This window comes from Siphonobacter sp. SORGH_AS_0500 (assembly GCF_002838835.1).
In the GTDB taxonomy this organism is placed as follows: domain Bacteria; phylum Bacteroidota; class Bacteroidia; order Cytophagales; family Spirosomataceae; genus Siphonobacter.
This window is the reverse complement of the sequence record NZ_NHPP01000005.1, coordinates 162,966-187,420: the sequence shown is the minus strand read 5'-3', so window position 1 is coordinate 187,420 and position 24,455 is coordinate 162,966. Positions and strand designations below refer to the sequence as shown.

At 47.0% G+C, this 24,455-nt stretch carries 16 protein-coding genes and 1 pseudogene; 9 read left to right on the top strand and 8 right to left on the bottom strand.

Features of this window, described 5'->3' with window-relative positions:
* Positions 1-180 precede the first annotated feature (180 nt).
* From BWI96_RS07565 to BWI96_RS07530, 9 genes and pseudogenes are all read left to right on the top strand, one after another.
* Positions 181-2,820, top strand: a complete 2,640-nt coding sequence (locus tag BWI96_RS07565; RefSeq protein WP_232793632.1) for a TonB-dependent receptor — start codon at positions 181-183, stop codon at positions 2,818-2,820.
* Complete coding sequence (locus BWI96_RS22275) at positions 2,817-3,272, top strand: hypothetical protein (RefSeq protein ID WP_232793631.1); 456 nt, start codon at positions 2,817-2,819, stop codon at positions 3,270-3,272. Before BWI96_RS07565 ends, BWI96_RS22275 begins: the two co-directional genes overlap by 4 nt.
* 9 nt (positions 3,273-3,281) lie before the next feature.
* Positions 3,282-4,625, top strand: a complete 1,344-nt coding sequence (locus BWI96_RS07560) for a RagB/SusD family nutrient uptake outer membrane protein (protein ID WP_106636166.1) — start codon at positions 3,282-3,284, stop codon at positions 4,623-4,625.
* Positions 4,626-4,636: 11 nt separating this feature from the next.
* Entirely contained in the window at positions 4,637-5,977 is a 1,341-nt protein-coding gene (locus tag BWI96_RS07555) for a hypothetical protein (protein ID WP_106636058.1), read from the top strand.
* 580 nt (positions 5,978-6,557) lie between these two features.
* Positions 6,558-7,655 (top strand): hypothetical protein, encoded by a 1,098-nt coding sequence (locus BWI96_RS07550; RefSeq protein ID WP_369804104.1) that lies wholly within the window; start codon positions 6,558-6,560, stop codon positions 7,653-7,655.
* 93 nt (positions 7,656-7,748) lie between these two features.
* Complete coding sequence (locus BWI96_RS07545) at positions 7,749-8,222, top strand: c-type cytochrome (RefSeq protein ID WP_232793630.1); 474 nt, start codon at positions 7,749-7,751, stop codon at positions 8,220-8,222.
* 6 nt (positions 8,223-8,228) lie between these two features.
* Entirely contained in the window at positions 8,229-9,467 is a 1,239-nt protein-coding gene (gene soxC / locus BWI96_RS07540) for a sulfite dehydrogenase (RefSeq protein WP_106636056.1), read from the top strand.
* 13 nt (positions 9,468-9,480) lie between these two features.
* Positions 9,481-10,932: an NAD(P)/FAD-dependent oxidoreductase gene (locus BWI96_RS07535; protein ID WP_106636055.1), complete on the top strand. Its 1,452-nt coding sequence runs from the start codon at positions 9,481-9,483 to the stop codon at positions 10,930-10,932.
* A gap of 452 nt (positions 10,933-11,384) precedes the next feature.
* Positions 11,385-14,590: pseudogene (locus BWI96_RS07530) on the top strand (carboxypeptidase regulatory-like domain-containing protein).
* Positions 14,591-14,655: 65 nt separating this feature from the next.
* Here BWI96_RS07530 and BWI96_RS07525 read toward each other — a convergent pair.
* From BWI96_RS07525 to BWI96_RS07490, 8 genes are all read right to left on the bottom strand, one after another.
* Positions 14,656-16,677 (bottom strand): ATP-binding protein, encoded by a 2,022-nt coding sequence (locus BWI96_RS07525; RefSeq protein ID WP_198555175.1) that lies wholly within the window; start codon positions 16,675-16,677, stop codon positions 14,656-14,658.
* A 341-nt stretch (positions 16,678-17,018) separates the two neighbouring features.
* Complete coding sequence (locus tag BWI96_RS07520) at positions 17,019-17,492, bottom strand: Dps family protein (RefSeq protein ID WP_106636053.1); 474 nt, start codon at positions 17,490-17,492, stop codon at positions 17,019-17,021.
* A gap of 352 nt (positions 17,493-17,844) precedes the next feature.
* Positions 17,845-19,029 carry a DUF4374 domain-containing protein gene (locus BWI96_RS07515; protein ID WP_198555174.1) on the bottom strand — a complete coding sequence of 395 codons (1,185 nt, stop codon included), beginning with the start codon at positions 19,027-19,029 and terminating at the stop codon, positions 17,845-17,847.
* Positions 19,030-19,050: 21 nt separating this feature from the next.
* A complete protein-coding gene (locus BWI96_RS07510; RefSeq protein WP_106636052.1) occupies positions 19,051-21,450 on the bottom strand; it encodes a TonB-dependent receptor in 2,400 nt (799 codons plus the stop codon).
* 83 nt (positions 21,451-21,533) lie between these two features.
* On the bottom strand, positions 21,534-22,031 hold the full coding sequence (locus BWI96_RS07505; RefSeq protein WP_157830254.1) for a hypothetical protein: 498 nt from the start codon (positions 22,029-22,031) through the stop codon (positions 21,534-21,536).
* A complete protein-coding gene (locus tag BWI96_RS07500) occupies positions 21,998-22,195 on the bottom strand; it encodes a hypothetical protein (protein WP_106636050.1) in 198 nt (65 codons plus the stop codon). Before BWI96_RS07500 ends, BWI96_RS07505 begins: the two co-directional genes overlap by 34 nt.
* Before the next feature lie 78 nt (positions 22,196-22,273).
* Positions 22,274-22,813 carry an RNA polymerase sigma-70 factor gene (locus BWI96_RS07495; RefSeq protein WP_157830253.1) on the bottom strand — a complete coding sequence of 180 codons (540 nt, stop codon included), beginning with the start codon at positions 22,811-22,813 and terminating at the stop codon, positions 22,274-22,276.
* A 641-nt stretch (positions 22,814-23,454) separates the two neighbouring features.
* Positions 23,455-24,450, bottom strand: a complete 996-nt coding sequence (locus BWI96_RS07490; RefSeq protein WP_106636048.1) for a glycoside hydrolase family 43 protein — start codon at positions 24,448-24,450, stop codon at positions 23,455-23,457.
* Positions 24,451-24,455 lie beyond the last annotated feature (5 nt).

Below are 24,455 nucleotides of genomic sequence, written 5' to 3'. Positions count from 1 at the left end.
CTTTGCCTCGATCTTTGGTTCTGCCTACACTTTAATAGGACAATCATCTTATAAACCTCAAAGACTGAGCAAATTCCGCCTGATACTTTGCTCATACCTTGGAAAGTTTGTTGAAGTCTTAGATATATAGTCTATTTATTCTATATATCTACTAGTAATTAATATGTTATTGAAAACCATTTGAATAGCAAGATTTTGATGAAACCTTACCTGTCTTCCGTACCCTTATCATGGAGGTTAACCCTTATTGCAGGAGGACTCAGCCTGAGTGGTGGGCTTGCAGCCCGACCTCCTGAAACCCATGCCTACGTATATACCCAGCTCCGCATTCAGATTAACGGAAAAGTGCTCGATGAGAATGGCAATGGTATCCCTGGAGTAAATATTCAGATCAAAGGCTCTTCGAAGGGAGTCACAACGAATGCCAATGGGGAATTTCAAATACCAAACACCGAAGTTTCTACGCGATTAATTATCTCATTCATCGGGTATAAAACCCAGGAAATTGTGGTTGGTAATCAGACGAATCTACGGATTCAGTTAGTGCCGGAACAAAGTCAGTTGAGTGAGGTTATCGTCGTAGGGTACGGTACTCAGGAGCGTAAAAATCTGATTGGCTCAATTAGCAAGATTGATCCTTCAGAAACAAAAAATATACCGACGGGAAGTTTCGATGCCCAGCTACAGGGTAAAATTCCCGGCGTTCAGATTTCCAGTAATACGGGCGTTCCCGGCGAAACGGTAAATATTCGTGTTCGCGGAGCGACTTCAATTAATGCCGATAATGATCCTCTGTACGTCGTAGATGGCGTTTTTATCAATAATACCAGTTTGCAGTCCATCGGGACAGGTGGGAAAGCCACGTCTCCCATCGCTGACATCAATCCTAATGACATTGAAAGTATTGAGGTTCTGAAAGATGCTGAGGCAACGGCTCTGTATGGTTCTCGCGGGGCCAATGGGGTAATCCTGATTACTACCAAAAGAGGTAAGTTCGATCAGAAACCAAAGATTAGTTTCAACGCTTCGACGGGCTGGAATAAGGCCGCACGGCTTTGGGACTTGACCACTGGGCCCGAACACGCTCAATTAGTTAACGAATGGTGGATTAATACCGGAAAAGATACGCCCTCACTCAATCGTACCGAAGCAAATCGTCCCTTCCGTCCCGTCAGTGAAGGCGGTCGGGGCTTACCCGAAGAGCAAAAAACGTATGATCGATTAGGTGAACTTTTTCGAACGGCCCATCTGCAAAACTATGACCTCTCGCTGGCGGGAGGTACTAACGATACCCGCTATTACATTGGCGGAAGTTATACCCAGCAGGAAGCCATCATTAAGCCCATCAATTTCGAACGAGCCAGCTTCAAGATTAACCTCGATCAGAAGGTAAATGACAAAGTGCAGGTAGGGGTGAGTAACATTCTGAGTCGAACGTACCGCAATCAGGCCCGGGCCGGGGATGGCCCACAAGGTGGATTGCTGCAAGCGGCCTTACATACGCCTACGTATCTTTCTCCGTATGAAAATGGCGTACTGGTAGGCCGGGCAGGTTTTGATAACCTAACGCTACTGCTTGAGAATTATGACGTTCACTCCATCAGCCTGCGTTACATTGGTAACCTCTACGGCGAAGCTGAATTGTTACCCGGCTTAAAGTTCCGCACGAGTTTCGGGGTTGACTATAATGGTTACGACGAATCTGAATACTGGAACAACCTGCTCATTGCGGGAAGTCCTTCGGGTTTAGCGACTTCTTCACAGACGCAATTCTCCAGTCTGTTAAATGAGCAAACGCTGGCTTATCGCAAAACAGTCGGTAAACACGGTTTTGGACTTTTAGTAGGGAATAGCTTGCAAAGCGATGTACTGAAACGTACTTACGCCGAAGGTCGTGGTTTTGCCAACAATGCCTTTACCCAGATTTCTTCGGCCTCTACCACGGCTGGTTCGCAGAGCTGGAGTAAGAACACCCTGGCTTCCTTCTTTGCCAAAGCCGATTATAATTACGCTGGAAAATACCTGGTCAATGCCAGCGTTCGGGCCGATGGTTCTTCGCGTTTCGGTAATGACCGGAAATGGGGCTACTTCCCATCCGTCGGAGCTGCGTGGCGAATCAGTCAGGAAGAGTTTTTGAAGAGCGTACCGGTGCTGAGTGATTTGAAATTACGGGCTAGTTACGGGATAACGGGTAACCAGAACGGTATTGGTAATTTCGCCGCACAGGGATTGTGGACCGGTGGAGCTTCGTATCAGGGAAATCCCGGGATCGCTCCCCAGCAGTTAGGCAACCCCGATTTGCAGTGGGAGAAAACCCGGCAATGGAACGTGGGTCTGGATGCGTCCTTATTTGACGGACGGTTATCGGCTGAATTTAACGTGTATAATAAATACACTACGAACGGACTATTACTGCTAACGCTTCCCAGTACTACTGGTTTTAGCACGTATTGGAGTAATGCCGCTGAAATCAGTAACAAAGGTTTTGAAGTAGCCTTGCAATCGGTGAATATTCGAACGCCGGAATTGAAATGGACCACAAGTCTGAATTTGGCTCGTAACGTCAATAACATCGAGAAACTCGAAACGCCTTTACGGTATGGCAGTCGTGATCTGATTCTTCAACAACAGGGTTCGCCGTTGTATTCTTTCTGGGTATACAAGCAGTTATACGTTGATCCGCAGACGGGTAATGTGGTGTATGAAGACGTAAACAAAGATGGAAAAATTACTACGGCTGACCGTCAGATTCTCGGTAGCATCTGGCCTAAGCTCTTCGGTGGATTGACCAATAACCTGACTTACAAAAATTTGATGTGAATCTGTTCTTCTCGTTTTCGTACGGGAATAAAATCTACAATCATAACAAATTCTTTGGCGAGGGTGGGGGAGCCCGCGATGCCGCTCGCGTGATTTTCGCGAGTAACAATGCTCGCTGGCAGAAACCCGGCGACATTACTGACGTGCCTCGTCCTGATGGCGTAAACGTGAATAATTACCGGGACGGCGGAAGTCGTTGGCTGGAAGACGGCTCGTTCTTACGACTACGTTCGCTCACCGTGGGGTATACGTTCCCGAAAAACTGGTCGAAAAAAGCAGGTCTCGAAACCCTGAGACTCTACGCGGCGGGCAGTAACCTCTGGCTCTGGACAAAATACACGGGTCTCGACCCTGAATCAAGTGCCAGCAGTGATCAAAACCAGCAGGGGATTGATCTCGGTACGCCACCCCAGCCCGTGGGTTTGCAACTGGGTATTAACGTGACTTTATAAATGACATCCATGAAAGTACATACCTATCTTATTACGTTATTCAGTATCACGGCTTTAGCGTCTTGCCAGAAGTTTCTGGACGTGAAACCCAAGGAATCCATTTCGGATGCCGTGACCATTACCGATAAATCTTCTGCTGAAACCGCCGTTCGTGGCGTATACAGTGCTCTGGCTGGCAGTAATTACTATGGTACCAACTTTCAGGCCATCGGTTATTTGTCGGGTGATAATGTGCAGTGGACGGGCTCGCAGTCAATTGTGCAGGAATTTATTAACCACCGGGTAAACGCCGATAATGGCATGGTCAGCGGTGTCTGGACTGCTATTTATCAAACCATTAACCGGGCCAATAACGTTATTGTGAAGGTTAATGAAGTAACCGATCCTACGCTGACGGATGCCCTGAAAAAACAGTACATCGGCGAAGCTTACTTCATTCGGGCACTAGCTTATTTCGACCTGGCTCGTATCTGGGGTGGCGTTCCGCTCATTACGCAGCCTACTGTTCGTCCGACGGATAACCGGGGTATTGCCCGTAGCACCCAGGCTGAAACGTACGCTCAGGTCCTTAAAGATCTGGACGCTGCTGAGCCTTTGTTAACCAATACGGTGGATCGGTACCGGGCTACGCAGAAAACGGTTTGGGCCTTAAAAGCCCGGTATTATCTCTATCAGAAAGACTGGGCTCAGGCGGAAGCGTATGCCACCAAATTGATCGGTGAAACAACTAATTATAGTCTGATTAAACCTTACAGTGCCTTTTTTGCAAATAACGTTCGCGGTACCCAGGAATCCATTTTTGAGATTTTTTATAACGGAACCACCGAAATTAATGCTCACCGGGGGCAGTGGCAACCGCAAACGAATGGTGGTACCCGTCAGTGGGCACCGAGCGACGCTTTGGTAACCTTGCTCAATGATGCCTCTGTAGCAGGAAACCGTAACACCTTAATTGCGAAGGATAACCAGAATCGTTGGTACGGCAATCTGTATTACCGCAACCCCGGTTCAGATCCTTCGTACGTCTTACGCATTGCTGAACAGTACCTCATTCGGGCCGAGGCCCGGACGCAGCAGAATAAGCTAACCCAGGCGGCTAGTGATCTCAACGCGGTTCGGGATCGGGCGGGTTTAACCGCGACCACTGCCACTACTGCCGATGCTTTATTACTGGCTATCGAAAACGAACGCCGGCTGGAATTTGCCCTGGAACCGCATCGCTGGTTTGACCTCGTTCGCACGAACCGGGCGGGAGCCGTACTAGGAGTAACCGACCCTAACCGCTACGTTCTGCCCTTACCCATTGACCAGTTACTTGTAGACAAAGCACTTGTTCAAAACGAAGGTTATTAATCCCAATCGCTATGGCAGCTACGCTTGAAGTGTCATCGTCCCAATGGACTGAAGCAGAGAAAATTCTCTTCCGGTTTGTTTTTATTTATTTTTTCATTCAGGTTGTTCCGCTGGATTACAAGTATTACGCTCAGCTCTTGAGTTGGGATCGTTTAGGCTATCGGGAGATTTTTTACCTTTCGCGGTACAGTCCTAAATTCATTAGTGGAGCAGACAGTTTTCTCAATTGGGGTATCGTCGCTGGTATCGCGGTAGTTGGTTCAATCATCTGGACGGCCCTGGATAAAACTTCTAGGGAGTATAATCGACTCTATTACTGGCTTCGCGTGCTGGTGCGTTACCGCTTGGCCGTGGGTATTCTGGCGTATGGATTCCTTAAGTTTTTCCCGGAACAGTCGCCGTTGCCTTCGTTGAGTCACCTGAATACAAACTACGGCGATTTTTCGGCCTGGAAGCTGTTTTCCATCAGTCTGGGTGTTGTGCCTACTTATGAATCGTTCTTGGGTTTGGTTGAAATCGTGGGCGGTTTACTGCTGTTACATCGTAAAACGGCAACCATTGCTACGCTCATCATTTTGCCTTTCACCGGAAACGTCTTTTTCTCTAATCTGGCTTACGAAGGGGGCGAATACGTGTATAGCCTTTATCTAATCAGTCTGGCTCTGTTCCTGTTTTCTTTCGATGCCATCCGTCTGTTCAATCTGTTATCACTGGAAAGGGCAACCGTACCCAACCGTTTCCAACCCGTATTCTCGGAAAACTGGCAACGGACGGGCCGACTCCTGGCTAAGGCTGGGTTTATCATCTTCTTCGTTTTTTTCTACGGTTACCAAACCTATGCGAGTCACCAAAAAGGCCCGTATCAGTATCCCCAGCAACCGGGCTTAGCTCAGGCAGCGGGCGTGTATAATGTGAACAGTTTTAAAGTAAATGGGAATGAGTTACCCTATTCCAAAACCGATTCGCTCCGGTGGAAAGACGTGGTTTTTGAAAAATGGGCTACGCTGAGCGTTCGTTCCAACCGTCCGGTGTTGATTGATTCACTGAATACGGAAGAAATTTTCGCCGAGGATTCCCTTCGCAATTACGAGTCCACGGGCTCGATAGGGCGGCATTATTATTCCTATCAAATTGATACGGAACACCAGACGCTTCACCTGAACAACAAGAACAGCCATTATAAAACCGAAACGCTGGTGTTGCATTACGAGCGTCCATCAGCTAATCAGATCATACTGTCGGGATTGAATGAAAATCGGGATTCGATCCGGGTCGTATTGGATCGGTTGGATAAGAAATACCTGATTCATGAAGCTAAAAAAGTCGGTCGTCGGAAAGGCCTTAAACTCTAAACGCCATGTCATCTTTTCCTCTGGAAACCCCCACGTCGCAGGTCAATTGGGTTGAACAGCCCGCTTCACCCAAGCCCTGGTCGAAGCTAACGAAATTCCTGTTCCGGGTTGCTTTCGTGTTTTTTGTGAGCATTTCACTGCCGAATGATCCGGGTTGGTACAAGGACCTGTTTACCTTCGACTGGACCAGCCTGCATTACCGGGATCTTTACGACATCGCCCGTTTCGGTTCAGGACTCAATATTTTTGGTAATAAAATCTTTGGCAGTACCCTAAACGGTTATGCTACCTGGGTGATTACCCTGATTTTTGCGGTAGTGGTTGGCGGTATTTGGACCGTCATTGCCGAACGTAAAAAGCCGCAACCCAAAGAATATAATCTGCTCTATTACTGGCTTCGCGTTGTGGTACGTTACCGGGCTGGTATTGGTATCATCGGTTTTGGGTATACTAAACTGTTCCCCACGCAACTGCCTTACCCTTCGCTGGGCGTGCTTAATACGGATTTTGGTGATCTAACGCTTCAGAAAATTTACTGGCTATCCATCGGTATTGTGCCCTGGTATGAGTCTTCGCCGGAGTGGTGGAAGTGCTGGCTGGAGCCCTGTTATTCTTCCGGGCTACTACCTTCTGGGGGGCCGTATTACTCTTTGGAGCCTTGGCCGACATCGTTTTTGTTAACTTTGAATACGACGGCGGCGTTCACGTGTACAGTTCTTACTTCGTGTTACTGTCGGCTTTTTTACTGATTTATGACATTCCAAAGGTTTATAACCTGCTGATTAAAGAGCGATTAACCATTCCCGTACATTATTACCCCACGTTCAATAAACCCTGGCAGAAATGGAGTCGAGTGCTTTTAAAAACGGGTGTAATCGGCGTGTTCATCGTTTGGTTCTTCTATTTACAAGGCGTAAACTTCCTCTATGATCCTTATAAACAGCCCGCTTTAAAAGGCATTTCGGAGTTACGGGGTAATTACAACGTAACCGAATTCAAGGTTAACAATCAGGTTATTCCTTATTCTCCTCTAGACAGCGTTCGCTGGCAACAGGTTACGTTCGAGAAATGGACCTCTTTGACCTTTAAAGTCAACCGTCCGGTCGATCTGGATTTATCCAATGGCGGCGGATCGCCCATGCGGGACATTAACCGAACCTTTGAATTAACGGGCGTAGCGGGAGGGCAACGCGTCTTCTATTACGAAGTCGATACCGTGAATAAAGTGCTGTATTTACAAGATAAAAATCGGGGAAGACAAAACCGCGAAACCCGTGAGATTGAAGGAAAAGCGGCTCGTTCGGATCGGAAGGAAAAACCCGCAGAAGATCCCTGGATTTCGGCGGAGACTCGTAAAATCATTGGTTCGGAAGACGAAAAAATACATCCGTTGGCCCGTTCAACCCGTCGGACTCGCGGCATGGTTACCGAGGCCGAGGAACCCGGAAAGGAAAGCACCAAATTCGTGGGCTGGGATCAGAGTAACAACGGCACCGTGAAAGCTCAGGCTCCCCTTCGTAAACGCATGATTTTACATTACTCAGCCATTAACGGTGGGAACCGGGTAATTTTAAAGGGCATTGACGAAAACAAAGATTCCATTCAGGTGGTGTTAGATCGGGTGAATCGCAAGTATGCTCTCTCGGAAAGTACCTTAAAAGCGGGTAAGTACGATTAATGTATGAACGCAGTTTTCAAAATTACTTTGTCGATACTGATCCTTGGATGGGCGAGTGGCTTTGGATCTTTTTCAAAGCCATCGTCTGGGGGAGTGTTCACATCAGATACTATTTTCAATTTCGGTCGCCTGGCCACTCCGGCGGATATTCAACGCTGGGACATCGACATAAGACCCGATGGCAAGGGTTTACCTAAAGGTTCGGGGACGGCTCAAAAGGGGAAATCCATTTTTGCTCAGAAATGTGCGGCCTGTCATGGCGTGACGGGCGTGGAAGGGCCGAATGACCGATTAGTTTCGACCGATTCATCTCAAGGAAAAGCCATTGGGAATTACTGGCCTTACGCCACGACGGTGTTCGATTACATTCGCCGGGCCATGCCTTTTAATCAGCCCGGAACGCTGACGGACGAGGAAGTATACAGTTTAACTGCCTTCCTGCTCGAAGCCAATCGGGTAATCAAACCCGGAACCGAACTGAACGCTCAAACGCTTCCGGCAGTTCAGATGCCCGCCCTGAAAAGGTACATCCTCGATGATCGTAGGGGTGGGCCCATTATTCGCTAGTACGTCATGAAAGTAATACCCGGAGAAAAACCTACGCTGCTGCAAACCAAGGTTAGCCGACGAAAACTGCTCGGTGGAGCTGCCGCTGCCGCCGTAGTTTTAGCCGAAGCTCCCTTTGCCAGTGCCGTTCAGGCTGCTGTTACACAAGCGGAGTTAACAGACCCTACTAAAATACCGGGTGTTCCACCGGGGCAGGTCGGTACTCGTTCGGCATTCGAGAAACTTGTTAAAAAACCTTCGGACATTTCGTCAAGAACGCCTTTACAGGATTTGTTCGGCACCATCACTCCCTCAGATTTACACTTTGAGCGAAACCACAACGGCGTTCCAGCCATTGATCCGGCCAAACATGAGTTAGTGATTCACGGGATGGTAGAAAAATCCCTCGTGCTCACCTTGGCAGATTTAAAACGTTTTCCTTCGGTTTCCCGCATCTGTTTTCTGGAATGTTCGGGCAACTTCCGTTCCGGCAGCGAAAAACTAAGCCCCCAGGATATTTGTGGACTAACCAGCCAGAGCGAATGGACGGGCGTCATGCTTTCCACGATTTTCCGACAGGTAGGCGTGAACCCGAAAGCAACCTGGTTTTTAGCCGAAGGTTCGGATGCGGCAGTGATGACCCGTAGTATTCCCATACAGAAAGGGTGGGACGATGCCATGATTGTCTACGCTCAGAATGGCGAAGCGATTCGTCCCGAGCAGGGCTATCCTTTCCGATTATTCCTACCCGGCTACGAAGGAAACATGAGTATCAAATGGTTACGGAGAATTGAGCTTTCGGATGCTCCGTACATGACTCGTGAGGAAACCTCTAAGTATACCGAACCCGTGAAAGACGGGAAAATCCGCTACTTTAGTTTTGATATCGACGCCCGTTCCATCATTACTTTTCCAGCCTATCCGGCTCAGGTGCAAAAAGGCTGGATCGAAATTCGGGGCATCGCCTGGAGCGGAAGGGGAAAAGTGCAGCAAGTGGAAATCAGTACCGATGCCGGGAAAAGCTGGAATCCGGCTCAACTCAGCGGTCCTGTCCTGGACAAAGCTCATACGGGCTTTCGTTACCTTTGGCAATGGGATGGTCGCGAAACGGAAATTCAAAGCCGGGTAACGGATGAAACGGGTTACCAGCAACCGACCTACAAAGCATTAGCCGCTGCCCGGGGAAGTAAGGGGGGCTATCATTTTAATCCCATTACGGGCTGGGTTTTAAAGCCCGATGGCCGGGTTCTTTTGAGGAATGGGTAAGGAAAATTAAGACATGACAAAAAGAGATTTCGATGCGGTAGTGGTGGGTTCAGGGCCGAATGGACTGGCGGCAGCGATTACCTTGCAGGAAGCAGGACTTTCGGTTCTGGTGGTGGAAGGAAAATCGATGATTGGGGGCGGACTTCGCACGCAGGAGTTAACCCTGCCCGGTTTTAAACACGACATTTGCTCGGCCATTCATCCCCTGGCGGCAGGCTCGCCGTTCTTCAATACCTTACCGCTCGAAAAATTCGGTCTGGAATACGTGTATCCTGAAGTGGCGGCGGCTCATCCTTTTGATCAGGGTAACCCCGCTGTTCTCTATCATTCCATTGAAAAAACGGCTGAGACGTTAGCAGAAGATCAGGAGCGTTATGCAACCATGGCCCGTTTTCTCACGAAAGTATGGCCGAAAATAGCCGTCGATACCCTCGGTCCTTTAGGTTTCCCTTCGCATCCCTTTGATTTTGCCCGTTTCGGTTTACACGCTTTACCTCCGGCCACCTGGTTTAGCGGACTTTTTAAAAGTCAGCAGGGGAGGGGGTTACTGGCCGGAATGGCCGCTCATGCCATTCAACCCTTGAGTAACTGGACGACGTCGGCGATTGGTCTGGTATTATTGACGGCGGGACATTTACGCGGCTGGCCCATTCCCAAAGGAGGCTCAGCATCCATTGCCAAGGCATTGGGGGCTTACTTTGAATCGATTGGCGGAAAGATTCAAACCAATTTTTATGTTACTTCTCTGAAGCAGCTGCCTTCGAGTCATGCCGTTTTATTCGATATTACACCAAAGCAGCTTTTGAAAATTGCGGGACACGAATTTTCGTCTTTGTATCGAAATCAGTTGAGTCGGTATCGTTACGGCATGGGTGTATTTAAAGTAGACTGGGCATTGGATGAACCGATTCCTTTTAAAAATGCCGAATGCCGAAAAGCCGGAACGCTTCATCTAGGTAATACGCTTGAAGAGATTACGTATACGGAAAAACTAAGTTCCGAAGGCAAACACCCCGATAACCCTTTTGTGCTACTGGCTCAGCAAAGTCAATATGACGCTTCGCGGGCACCCGAAGGAAAACACACGGCTTGGGGCTATTGCCACGTTCCGCACGGTTCTACGCTGGATCGTACGGCAGTAATCGAAAATCAGATCGAACGCTTTGCTCCGGGTTTCAAAGACCGGATTCTAGCCCGCCATACGTTTAATACCGCCGAAATGGAAGCGTATAATCCTAACTACATCGGTGGTGATATTAATGGCGGAATTCTGGACATTGGTCAGTTATTTACCCGTCCGGCCCTGCGACTCTCGCCCTACCGTACTTCCAGAAAAGGGTTATACATCTGCTCTTCTTCCACGCCACCGGGCGGGGGCGTGCATGGCATGTGCGGGTATCACGCCGCCAAGCGGGCCTTAGCAGATGTGTTTAAGATTAAGGAAAACCGAAAGTTGGTTCCATGAGTAAGAATCTAGCTTTGTCTTTAAAACATTTATTGTCCCCCGTAGTCGTTCGGCTCTAACAACTGACTATAGACTTCTGGCCGGTATGGTGCGACGATCAGCGGGCCACAGAACATCTTTCCCGAACAAAAACAAGCTTGCAGCCATCGGCCAGAGGCCTACCAGACTACAGCGTCACTCGGCTAGAGCCGAGCGACTGCGGGGGCAAATACCGTATCACTCCACAAAACGTCTCTTGCTACCTTCGAGAACTTGTTTCCTGAAAGTATACTTTTTTTCGCTAGTAGTGAATATTAACTCAATGTAAAGAGATAGTTGAGATTTGCTAAGACAACTAATTCTTTAGTTGATATAATATGTGTAATTATTATATTATTTCGTAATGCGGCCTTAATACCTAGGTCATATTGCTGTAGTCTCTTTGCGGGAAATTTCTTTCAAATTCCCGCTATATGAAAAACAGTTTATTTGCTGTCCTATTACTCGTGTGGGGCTCGTGCTGGTTTTGCCAGCCTCTGCTTGCCCAAACTACTCAGGCCTCGATCTCCGGGGTCATCTCAGAAAAAGAAAATATGCCTCTCCCCGGGGCAACAGTAACGATCAAAAACCTCTCTACGGGTTTTACGACCGGAACGGTTACGAATGCGAAAGGGGAATATTCCTTCAAAGAACTACCCCTGGGTGGTCCTTACGACGTGAGTGCAACCTTCGTAGGATATGGCGAGCAAAAACGCTCGGGGTACATGCTAAACCAGGGCGACGCTGTGCGTGTAAACCTGACCGTTCAGGAGAAAGAGCAAAGCCTGGAAGTAGTTCAGGTGGTGGCTTCTGGTCTGAAAAATAAAATTGAAGACATTGGTACGGCAACGGCTGTTTCTGCCAAAGCCATGCTAGCGTTACCCGTCAATGGCCGAAATTTTACTTCATTAACGGATTTGTCGCCCCTGAGCCGGGGAAGTAACCTGTCGGGTCAGTTAGGTTCTTCCACAAATTATACGATTGACGGGATGACCGCAAAGAACCCGACTTCTGCGGGTGCTACCACTAGCCGAAGCGGTGCTCCTTATTCTATCTCGATTGAAGCCGTTCGGGAATTTAAAGTAGTGACTAACCAGTACGACGTAACTTTCGGCCGGGCCGGGGGTGGTACCGTCAGTGCGGTAACCAAATCGGGTACGAACAAATTTACGGGAAGTATCTTTAACTATACCCGGGCCAACTGGCTGTCGAGCCCGTATGACATTCGTGGTAACCGTCGGAATGTTCCTTTCTCGACGAATCAGTATGGTTTTTCATTAGGCGGTCCGATCATTAAAGATAAATTACACTTCTTCCTCGTTTGGGATCACCAACAAGACTCACGTCCGCTGGTAATTGCCGACATTCAGTCTCCCGCGGATGAAAACCGTTTCAACGTAACAACGGCTACACTGGATCAATACATTGCCATTGCCCAGAATAAATACGGCATGTCCAGAACGGGTCTCAATACGGTACGTTCGATAAAAAACGTGGTTCAGACGCTGCTTTTGCCCGTATTGACTGGCAAATCAATAACAAGCACCTGTTGACGGTTCGTAATAACTTTACTTACGATCTGAACAAACTGGGATTGGCTGATAATACGGCCATCAACCTGTATGAGTCCTACGGGAATGACCTGAACTGGGATAACAGTTTTCTGGCGACGCTGCGTAGTTCGCTGAATCCTAAAATTACGAATGAATTAAAAGTACAGCATTTATATACCTATCAGAAAAGTAGCCCTGGCGATCAGTTACCGGCGGCTAACATTCCTCGGGCCATTGTTGAAAACGTTCCATCCAAGTTAAGCGATGGAAGAACTGTAACGACGGCTATTCAGATGGGCGGGCACCGGTTTGCTCAGGAATCTTTCAAGAACAACGTTATTCAACTGGTTGATAACCTTTACTACAACACGGATAAGGTTCAATACACCTTTGGACTGGACCTGATGTATACGAACGCCTATTCGGTGTATGGTAGCGAAGTCAATGGACGTTTCCATTATAACGTGGATACCAAGGCAGGGACAACGGCTTTACAGAATTTTAACGATCTCAAGCCTTACCGCTATTACCGGGAAGTACCTTTGATGAGTGATTGGGGAGTAACCGGGAATACGTTAAACGCTGGTATTTATGGACAGATGGAGACGAAGTTAGCTCGGGGGCTAGACATGACAGCTGGTTTGCGTTTGGATTATACCTATTACCCTTCATCGCCTTTCAACCAGACTGTGTTTGACGAGCTGGGCATCCGTACGGATCATAAACTGAAGGCTTTCGTGGTGCAGCCCCGGGCTCAGTTTACCTGGGATGTCAACGAAAATCATAAAGACTTCGTCCGTTTTGGAGCCGGTATTTTCGCCTCTGACATCAATAACTACATGGTGATTAATAACCTGACATTTGATGGAAAACACCTGGCGACGGTGGATGTACGTTCTCCGAATATCCCAACACCAGACTTTAACGCCTACCGCAATAACTTCTCAAGCATTCCAAGTCTGGCTCAGTTCCAGTTACCGACTATTAACACGAATGCTCCAGACGCTCGTATTCCGGTATTGTACAAAGCAAACATTTCCTATAGCCACTTCATTACGGACAAGTTTCGCGTAGGAATCGCTGGATATATGTCATTGGGACGTAACAACTACATGTACGTTGATCGTAACATGGTGGCTGATCCTCTCTTCCGTTTAGCGAATGAAGATAACCGGGGCGTGTACGTACCTTTGAGCACCATGCCTGAGTCTGGAGTACCCGACTGGTTAGAAGGACGGATCAGCAAGAAATTGGGTCGCGTGCTGGAATTAAACAGTCAGGGCAAAGTAAATCAGTTTGCTTTTGTTGCCGACGCAACGTATCAATACTTCAAAGACGGAGAAATTACACTGAGCTACACCTGGAATGATGCTCGTGATAATACTTCCTACAATGGTAACGTAGCCAACACGGCAACGCTTTCATTACCCGTGAAAGATGATCCACGGGATTTGAGTCGAATGACTTATTCAGATAACCATTTCCGTAGCAAAGTAGTATTAGCGGCGACTTCTCCTTCGTTCTTGGGCATTACGATTGGTGTTCGTTACTCAGGTATTGGAGGTACGCGTTACTCCATGCTTTCGGGTGCCAATAATAACGGCGACTTCGTAGGTACCAACGATCTGGCGTTTATCTTCAACCGTTCCAATGGAGAAGTTCCCCAGAACGTGCGTGCGGGTCTTCAGTCCATTTTGGATAACCCAGACGCAAGTCAAAGCATCAAGGATTATATTCTCAAATACGAAGGTAAAATTGCCGAGCGTAACGGGGGTATCAACGGTTTCTTTGGTACGTTTGATGTACGGGCCAACAAGAAATTTAAGCTCTACAAAAACCACGCTCTGGAAATCTCTGCCGACGTATTTAACTTCGCTAACCTACTGAATAAGAATTGGGGAGTTACGAAGACGTTTGGAAATCAGACCTTATACGGTTTAGGCGTACCCGCGGCCAATGGAAATGCTGCCATTCCTGGCTTCGACCGGACCGCTCAACGCTTTAACTACCGGGTAAATACGGCGGGTGTGGTCAATCCCTCCGGTAATCCTTACCAGATTCAATTGGGAGCCCGTTACAGTTTCTAGGCATTTCTACTTTCGATAGAAAAAACCCGGTAACCTCAACGTTACCGGGTTTTGCTGTTCAGGGTCTACGCTTTGGGTAACTTTACGAAAAACTGGGTGCCCTGATTCTCAATACTGTTAAACCAGATTTGTCCTCCGTGAGCCATTACGATTTGTCGGCAAATGGCGAGGCCTAAGCCAAAAGGCTGCTCCCCTGAGGTGCCCGCTCGTTTGGCGGTGGTGAAGAACTCGAAAATATGCTTCTGTAAAGATTCAGGAATGCCAATACCCCGATCCTGCACGGAAATGATAACGTCATGCGGGAGCTCCTCAACCGTTATGTGAATGGTTTCACCCACGTCACTAAACTTAATGGCATTTCCCAGCAAGTTCCCGATCACCCGAAATACTTTTTCCCGGTCAGCCCGAATGGTTACCTCCGGTGTGTTCAGGGAAATGATCTGCTGTTTATCGTCTGCTTTATGACGCAGCATATTAACGCTGGAACTTAATAGCTCACGAAGCTGAACCTCTTCTTTCTGAATATCCTGATTCGCGTTGACGTTCACCTGTAACAATTGGCTAATCAGGCTGGTGGCATTCATGGAGGCGGTCTGAATCAGGTTAAGTAATTCAAGTTGCTCTTCGGTGTAATGTCCATCATACAGTAAGAGCTGAGTGGCGGAATGTACGGCTCCAATAGGGTTTCGAAGATCGTGTGCCACAATTTTCATCATCTGCTGGTTCTGCTGCTGACTTTCTTCCAGGGCTTTCACGGTATCTATCATTACCGTATTTTGCCGGGCAATTTCTTCATTAAGTAAGGTTAGCTCAGCAACGTTACGCTGGGCATTTTTCCAGTTTCGGTAGACTAAAAAAGCAATACTCAGAATCGTTAAGGTAACCAGAAGGATGATGGCGAGCGATAATTCCTGTAATCGATCCCGTTGTTTGTTCAGAGCAAGCTCATAATCCCGCTCGGTCTGGGCCATGCTTTGGCTGATGTCTAGTCTTAATCCTTTGCGTTCCTCCCGCTCATTTTCATCGCTGTAACCGATATAACTCATCAGATGGTGAGCGGCGGTCTCGTAATTTTTCTGTTCATACTGATACCGACCGCTAATTTTCTGATATTCAAAACTGACCTCACGGCTGGGGTAACGCGACAGTGACTCCGCTAGTTTTTGAAGTTCCTTATGAACCTTGGGGTAGGCTTTATTTTTAAGGTACAGTTCAATTAAACTAAGCTGTGACAATTGAGCGTTCTCAATGTCTGAACCTAGCCTGTAATTAGTATCAATGCAGGCTATAAACATTGTTTCGGCTCGGCTGTAATCTTTTTTAGCCATATAGGCATCTGCCTGATTACTCATCACCACTACCTTGGCCAGCGACATGAACTGCTGCTGGTTGGGGTAATTTTTTTCTTCCTGCTGGATATATGCCAACGCCCGGTCATAGTAATAGAGAGCACTGTCCAGATCACCCAACTGGCGATAACTCAAACCGATATTATCCAGACTGCCCTGTTTCTCTACAAAGGTTAACTCAAAACCTGCATCCGGCTGGCAATTCTGTAATTCCTCGAATTCCTTTTTGTAGTACTCAATCGCCTGATGGTACTTTTTGTCCCCATAGGAAACCATAGCGATACGCCTGGAATATTTACTCAACTCACAGGTTTCACCCGCTTCAATCAATACCAGTTTTCCCTCAAAATAGTACGGATACACTTCCGAATACCGTCGTTGCTGAAGTAAGTCATCACCTTTAAAAAGTAAAGCGTCGGCATAGTCTCTGGGGTATTTTTTCTGAACGTCAGGTGATTTAAATAAAGAAAGCAGCTCATCCGTAGCTTTTCTAGCCTGTTTGGAATAGTTAGAATCTTTTTGATACAGTTGACGTAAAATTTTCAGATGTTTGATTCGATCTCCTGCACCTGGCTGGGGTAGCGTTTGCATTAATGAATCAAGCAAATGAATGGAATAGGGCACGCCTTTTTGACGGGCCAGACTATCTACCTGATCAAACCAGGCCTGCCACTGTTTCGGGTGATCCACCCGATCCGTAGAGGTCCATTGGCAACTGAAAAAGATAAGTGCAGGCAAACAAATCAGGCAAATACTAAGATAATGTCGCAAGGCAGAAAGGGCATACCACCTTTGATTATCAATGTTCATTAGATATTTTCACGTAAGTACCGAGTTTATAAAGGAGAGCTATTCAACACAAGTATGGGAAATCTTTCACTGTTTTTTACCTAAAATAAGCGTTAAACAACACGGTTTGTCAAATGATAGCCTATATAAATAAATATTTAAACTTATTATAAGTATAAACTATGTAAACCTCATTCTGTTTTTAGAGTACTATCAACATTAATCAAATAAAAACCCCCATGAAGATCTACGTTCTTCATGGGGGTTTTTAGTAGTATAATTTATAGAGATTACTTCAGGTGAGCACGCAGCATCCAGGCGATTTTTTCGTGGGTTTCCATCACGCCCGTTACCCAGTCGGAGGTACCTGCGTCTTTATGAGCTTCATCGAATTCCTTGATGTTACCCCGGATGAATTCGATAATGCTTTCATGATCCGCCAGCAATTTCGCGATCAGGCTACGACTATCGTTACCACCTCCATCTTTTTCGGTGAGGTGGGTAAGGTCGAGGAAGTTTTTCAGCGTACCGGGAGCATAATGTCCTAATTGACGAATACGCTCAGCTACCTCATCTACGATTTCGGCAGACTGTTTATATAATTCTTCGAAATATAAATGCACAGAATGGAAGTCTATGCCTTCCAGATTCCAGTGAGCATTCAGGGTTTTAGTATAAAGGACAAATTCGTCAGCTAATAATTTGTCAAGCTGATGGGCAACGACAGCACGATTTTCAGCAGAAATACCAAGGATGTTTTCCATAACTATTATGAGTAATTGAAGATTTGATAAGAACCAGTGTTAGGTTACATCATTAATCACAAAATAACCATGCTAGAACCTACTAGGTAATGTCATTTTTTATAATTCGTACTAAGATTTAATCTGCATTAATTTAAACAAGTCGAGTAGTTAAAAACAACATTCGAACCGCAAATCAGGAGAGATGAGGATTCTTACTTGACTCTGGAGGACAGGCTTAAAGGTGTAAAGGCAGGTGAGAACCTGCCTTATCGTAGCAACGAGATAGAAACTCGCACTATTGTTTCAGTAGTTATGGGCTACTTAGTAGGGTGGGGGGCGATGAGTTGAATCTGTACATAGCCGCCACCATCTAGCTTATGCCTTTCTTGAATCCATTGGCATCTCCCGCCGGATCGAACTCATAGATGAACGCTTCGGCGTTAATCGGAGCGATAGAGGTATAATATTTGCCGTTATAAACCAACGGCGACCGCACCATACCTACCGGACTCAGGGGGGAGTTCATAAGGGTAACTTTCTGATTTTTTAAATCAAGCTTCACCACCTGAGCAATGTTTTTGTATCGATCACGAATGGAAGTCATCATTTCCTCAAATTGCACGGTTCCGAAAGCGATGCCATTGCTCACGTAATTAAGACCCATCAGGCAGGCTTGCTTGCCCAGCGGAGTTGTTACATCGAAAAAGTAATCCTTATCAAAATCAGATTCCCCTTTTTTAATACGAACGATTCCTGATTTTCCACCCAGACCCGTCCAGAATTTCCCTGCACTCACCACAAAATAATGGTTGCCGTCTTCGTCTTTATCCAACGTGGATAGGTAATCATACCCAATTCCACCAGCAGTAGCTTTGGTTTGAATAACCTTCATGTTGTTCATGGAAGGATAGTCATAAACCAGTGCCCGAACGCCATCCACGACGAAAGATTTGCCCGCGTTATCGTAGAAGTAACCACCGAGAATGAACTTACCATTGTCAACGTAACCTTTACCGGGGAAAAACTCTACCCCTGGTTTACTAGCATCGAAAGGGACCTGAAGGGTGCCCTTGCTGGTTACTCTGAAGTCGGCGATATTGATCAGTGCCCAGCCGATTTTTCCGTTGTTTCCCGAGTCCATGGCACCCAGTACCAGCAAGGTGTTATCGTCTACAATGTTGAGCGACTGGAAGTAGTTGGGGACAATACCATCAGTTAACAGATAGGCTTTTTGCTGAATGCTGCCATCTTTACCCATTTCGTACTGAATGAATTTCTTTTCGGGAAGATTCATCAGATACACATATTGCTTATGCCAGAGATAGCGGGAACCATTGGCCTCCAGGCCTTTGCCTTTAAAGGACAGCGACCCTTCCATCAGCGAAGGCGTGGCGGCTACGTATTGCAAATCCTGAGTCCAGCTAGCAATGGTAAAATGCTGAGGGCCCTCGGCGGTAACATTTTCTTCTTTTTTACAGGAAAAGAGATAAACGGCCAGGCCTACCGAAAGCAGTAAGACGGATAGAAACGAGGTTTTTCGAAAACGGGTGATCATGGATTTTTGAATTATTGAAACTTACTTACTGATGAAATATCTGATTTTGAGGCTAATAAACCGGCCCGGCTTTTGGAGTAGATAATTGTCGTATACCTGTCGATCACCCAGATTCCGGCAATCAAGACCCAGCGTATACCGTCGGCTGGGCGTGGTATAATTCACTCCGGCATCCTGAACAAATTGCGTGGGAATTACCTTTTTGGTAGCCCTGGCACCCAGACTGGGCCACCCTAAAAAGTATTGAGGTACGTAATGGGTACTCACGTAAACCGATAGCGAAGAGCCTTTCTGGAGAAAATCCCGTTTGGTAATCTCCGCTTCGGCATTGGCCAGCAGATAAGGGGTGTTTCGAAGCCGATCATTATAGACGATGTTGCGGGCTCCGGTAGAGGTGTATTTCAGTTTGTTCCGCAGATCCTGATACGTGACGTTAGCCGTTAATGATAGCCATTGGTTGTATCTATATCGAGCTTCTGTTTCAATCCCCGCACTCTGAATGCGATTGAGGTTTTCGTAACGAGCGGTGCCAAAAAGATCAGCTTCTCCCAGCCAGATTAAATCGCGGGTAAATCGGTAAAACAAGCCTGTGGACCAGTCTAGCTGGTGTAACTTCCATCGATACTGTTTCTGTAAAGAAGTGTTGACATTGAAACTGCGTTCAGGCTTGAGGTTAACGGCATTCAAAATGGTGTTACCATCTCCCAGTAATTCTGCGGCTTCGGGTAGGCGAGTGGCATTTTCAGTGGAAGCCTTTAGTAAGGTGGTAGGGGTAAGAAAAGTGCGGGCGGCCAGGCCAAAGCTCCAGGTCTGGTTATGCTGGTAATTAGCGATGAGTTGTTTCTGGCTGGAACCTTGGTAATCATAAAGATTTGTACGGGCAGAATAGTGATAATGCTTCGCAAAAAGGGTCAGACTTTTGTCGGCTTTCGTTGAAGTAAGCTCATACGACAAAGCGGAGATTTGCTTGTTCAAATGCTGAGGCTCGCGAAAAGGAATAGTCCATTCTGCCGTAGCCAGAGCATCCATACCGGTGCGTCGAGTAGATTGTCCGGTATAATTGAAACGAAGTGTATGATGGGCTGCCAGTGAATAAGTAGCATTGAGGGTAACCAGAGCCGTGCGATCATTGAAGGTATATCGGGACTTTTGTGAACGAATGCCTCCGAGTTCTCCATTTACATTCGAAGCAATTACCTTTCCCAGCCAGTTATACTTCTGGGAACTGGTATCAATGGTCATGCCGGTAAGCCGATTAAAAAGGGCGGAAGCTTTAACGGAAAGACCCTGGGTTAGAAAATTTTTCTTGGCGAAAGTCAACCCAGGCATCAGGAAAGATTCTTTATACCGAACCTTACCGTAGACAAATGCCATCGTACGACCCGTCTGAATGCCTTTTTCCAGATTGGAACCCGTAAGGCTTAACAGAAGCTGATCGGCCCATTTAACCTGAGTAAACCCTACTTCGAACCGAGCGTTGATGGATTGAAAATCGTCATTGAATCGCCTTAATTTCCCAACATTGGGTAAGGGCCGACCGTCATCGCCTGCGATTTCGATGGTCGGTCCCCAGACTTTGTAGGTATTGGCTGAAGACGAGTACGAAGCCTGACCGACCCAGGTAAAACCACTTGAAGGATGACGATAACGGCCATTTAGGGCAGCCTGATGGGTGCGAAAGGAACCTATACTATACGAGGCATCCAGGTATTGATTGACATCCTGCCGACGGATGATATTCACTGCCCCACCTAAAGCATCACTCCCCAATTCGATAGGGGTAACGCCTTTGTAGACTTCGATCCGATCAACTAGGTTAATGGGAAGGTTATTAATCCGGTAAGAAGATCCGAAGCTTTCCATGGGTATCCCATCCAGGAAAAACTTAACCGCCTTACCCGAAAGTCCATGAATGGAATAGGTAAAATCCGAACCCGTGCCGCCCGTTTCCCGAACCTGAAGCCCCATGGTTTGATCCAACAGGCGATTCATTGCAATGGTGCGGTTTTGAACACGAACGGCATCGATGGCCTCCACCGAAAAGCCTTGCTGCACCACGCGTTTCATTTCTGACTTACCACTAACGGTTACGTTCTTTAAGTCCTGAGCCTGCTCGCTGAGTATAAGTTGAAGCGTATCCGTTCTTGGAAATTTGAGTACCTGCTGATAAGCTCGATACCCCACACCAGAAGCGTGAAGGGTGTACGTTCCTGATGGAATAGAAGGGAAAGAAAACAAACCCTGATCATCCGTTCGGGTACTTCGCTGAAGTTCCTGAAGACGAATATGAAGACCAGATAAGGGCTGTCCCGATGCCGATTGAACCCGCCCCCAAATCATTCGGGGTTGGCTGGATTGCGTCCATCCCAAAGAAGATAAGGACAAAAGAATCCCAATCAGCAAGAATTTTTTAACTTGCATTGCTTTACTAGTTGCCAAACGGTAAAAGCTAACCCTGTTTTACGGGGTTACCCGGTCGTGTAGCTCGAACTACACGACCTTTTTTATAAATGAAAACGGTCAATCAGTCGTAAACTAAACGGACGGGGAATTTCATCATTGAGTTCGTCCGTCGTGGCCGTAATCAGGTTAAATACATTGTCTGTCATGGCGAGGAAAGTCTGTCCTTTTCTTAGATAAAATTCCTGCCGATGGGTACTAGCTTCCTGTTCCAGCCAGAAGTGACGAGCCTTGCTCACCTCGGATTCCGCTGTGATGGAAACGGCTCCGCTAAATTCAATCAGAGGAGAGTCCTGAAAAATACTTTCCCGAATTTCACAGCGACTGCCGGGTTCTACGACAACCTTCAATCCTTCCAGTTGGATCGTCTGAGCGGTCAACTGCTGATTGTGAATGATGACCGCATTACTTTCAATAAAACCCACATATCCCATCAGAATCAAGATACTCGCCGCGATTACTGCTTTTGTAAAGGCACCTAACGATTGATAAGCAGGGGTAAATAGCGTCAGACGAGGGGGATTATCGAAGATTTTTGCCAAAGTCGTTTCCGAATTTCGGTTTCTTCTGTAGCAGAACGAATGTATGATTCCGGTACATCGACAAAGGCATGTTCTTCCCGAAGCCAGTCTTCAACGGCCTGCTGTTCAGCAAAGGTTGCCAACCCTTGATAGTATCTTTTCAGCAAATCGGGAGTTACGTGCATACGTGCCTTTTTTGAATAGTTGCACGAGACGAAGATTCCCCCCTATGGAAAAGAAAATATTTTTAATCATCAGCATGCTTACTTGTGGAGGTAATCGGCGAGCTGCTTGCGAAGAAAGTGTAACGCTCGGGTCAGGTAATTTTCAATTGTTTTTTCAGAAAGAGAAAGCTCTGCTGCAATCTGGCGATTACTAAGGCCCTGGTTCCGGCTTAACTCAAAAACCCGACGCGACTGGTGGGGCAACTGAACGGTCAACTCCTCCAGTCGGCGACTAAGTTCATTAGATAGTACCTGATTTTCGGTGGTCATGTCTTCGGCGGGTAACGTCTGAAGGAGCTGGTTTTGGTGTTTTTGGCGAAGGGCTTCCTGGCGGTAATGCTCCGCAATTTTCAGTTTTACGCACCGGAAAAGGTAATGTTCCAGAGGACCATTAATGATTAAGGTATCCTTTCGTTCCCAAAGAGATTTAAAAATATCCTGAACAATCTCCTCTGCCTGATCTGAATTCTGAGTGTAGTAACGGGCCAGATCGTACATCTTTTTCCAATAGCGATTATAAATCTGCTCAAACTGGCAGATGTCGCTAAAGCATACGGATGGATGGATGGAGTTCGCCAAGAGGAATGAATTTTCGTCAAAGCTAGATACTATTTAGAAAGATTACAAATAGTGAGATTATTATTATAGAATCGACGGAAAGCAGGCATGGGAATGAATGGCTTACTGGAGCCATTTAGCAGGTGTTCGCGTTAGGAAAACTACACAGCCCAGCCATCCACTTATGCTGTAACTATTACTAAGAAATGCAGAGGTAATACCCATTAGTCCGCGTTTCCAACGCAGATTCGTGATAAAAGCATTTATAACACTGAGCGTCGCAGACGCTTTTCTCAGGTATCTGCGACATAGTAGCCTACAAAAAGTAATAGTGATTACTCTCCCGCCCTGTCATCCAGAGCGAAGCGAAGGACCTTATTCTCGTTGCGACCTTAGGTTGGTTTTAGGGCAGCACCTCTGGAGCGATATTCCAGCATTGCCCTATTCTCCAGCAGGTCTCTTACTTCAGTCGAGAGGCCAGAAGGAAAGGTTCGTTTAAAACCCAAACCTATCATTCAGAGTGAAACCTAGAGACTTAAGGGTCTTCCCGTTCTCAATCGGTGATCGTTTTAAATAAAATGAGGGAAGGGCCAATCCTGTTACAGGATCAACCCTTCCCTTATTACTCAATACTGAGGTTAAACCTCATTCGAAAGACCCCATTAATAGCCTTTACTGTTTACGTTCAGATCCCACTGATCGGTCCATCGGATGACAGGCTGATCGTTTTCAAAGGATATGGGTAACCATAGGTATCGACTGTCTTTTAAATCCTGCGGATTCCATCGGTCAGCCATGAATAGAAAAGCGTCGGGTTTGCCATGAATCGGTTGTACATACGTAGACTGCCCACCGAACGTCGTCTTTGCGGAAGGTCCCTGCATCGGATCGCCCACTAGTTTCCAGGGACCATAGATGGAAGAGGCTTCGTGGACGCTTGCTGCATTCGGTGCCCATCCGGTGCATCCGCTGGTGATGAGGTAATACCGATTATTTCGCTTGAAAATAGCCGGAGCTTCCCGGTGTGCACTGAACAACAGAGAATCCTGCGTAGTGGCACCCAGATAGTCGTCGGTTAGTTTTACCACTCGCAAATCATAGTTATCCTGCGAAGAATACATATGATAAGCCGAACCATCCTCATCCACGAACAGCGTCATATCCCTCGACATGTTTCCATTGGGACGGAAACTGGATAGGAATCGGTACGGCCCCGTAGGTTTTTCACTAACGGCAACACCGGCCCGGGCGGCATCGTATCCCTTTCCAGCCAGTTCCAGGTGAAACCACATGACGTACTGCTTCGTTTTAGGGTTATAAATGACCTTGGGTCTTTCCATGAGGCAACCCACGGTAATATCACTCGAAGGATCGGTAGACTGACTCAAAGCTAATCCTTCGTTTTTCCAGTGGGAAAGGTCTTTCGATGAATAGACATTTACCCCTTCTGATGCCGTTTTCCCGCGTTTTTCACCAAACCAGTAATAAGTGCCTTTGGAAAACAGCAGTCCACCGCCGTGAGCGTTGATGACTTCTCCACGATTGTCAAGCCAACGCTCGCCTGGTTTGATCACCAACTGCTTGGTTTGGGCCTGAGCCCTTCCCAGAAGGGTAAGTCCAAGCATCATCGTTAGTGCGAGTAATCTGTTGTGTACCATAGAAA

Excerpts from the sequence above, each read along its gene's own strand:
- BWI96_RS07560 (WP_106636166.1), top strand. The coding sequence starts at position 3,282 with ATGAAAGTACATACCTATCTTATTACGTTATTCAGTATCACGGCTTTA.
- BWI96_RS07555 (WP_106636058.1), top strand. The coding sequence starts at position 4,637 with ATGGCAGCTACGCTTGAAGTGTCATCGTCCCAATGGACTGAAGCAGAG.
- soxC (WP_106636056.1), top strand. The coding sequence starts at position 8,229 with ATGAAAGTAATACCCGGAGAAAAACCTACGCTGCTGCAAACCAAGGTT.
- BWI96_RS07535 (WP_106636055.1), top strand. The coding sequence starts at position 9,481 with ATGACAAAAAGAGATTTCGATGCGGTAGTGGTGGGTTCAGGGCCGAAT.
- BWI96_RS07520 (WP_106636053.1), bottom strand. The coding sequence starts at position 17,492 with ATGGAAAACATCCTTGGTATTTCTGCTGAAAATCGTGCTGTCGTTGCC.
- BWI96_RS07515 (WP_198555174.1), bottom strand. The coding sequence starts at position 19,029 with ATGATCACCCGTTTTCGAAAAACCTCGTTTCTATCCGTCTTACTGCTT.
- BWI96_RS07510 (WP_106636052.1), bottom strand. The coding sequence starts at position 21,450 with ATGCAAGTTAAAAAATTCTTGCTGATTGGGATTCTTTTGTCCTTATCT.
- BWI96_RS07500 (WP_106636050.1), bottom strand. The coding sequence starts at position 22,195 with ATGCACGTAACTCCCGATTTGCTGAAAAGATACTATCAAGGGTTGGCA.
- BWI96_RS07490 (WP_106636048.1), bottom strand. The coding sequence starts at position 24,450 with ATGGTACACAACAGATTACTCGCACTAACGATGATGCTTGGACTTACC.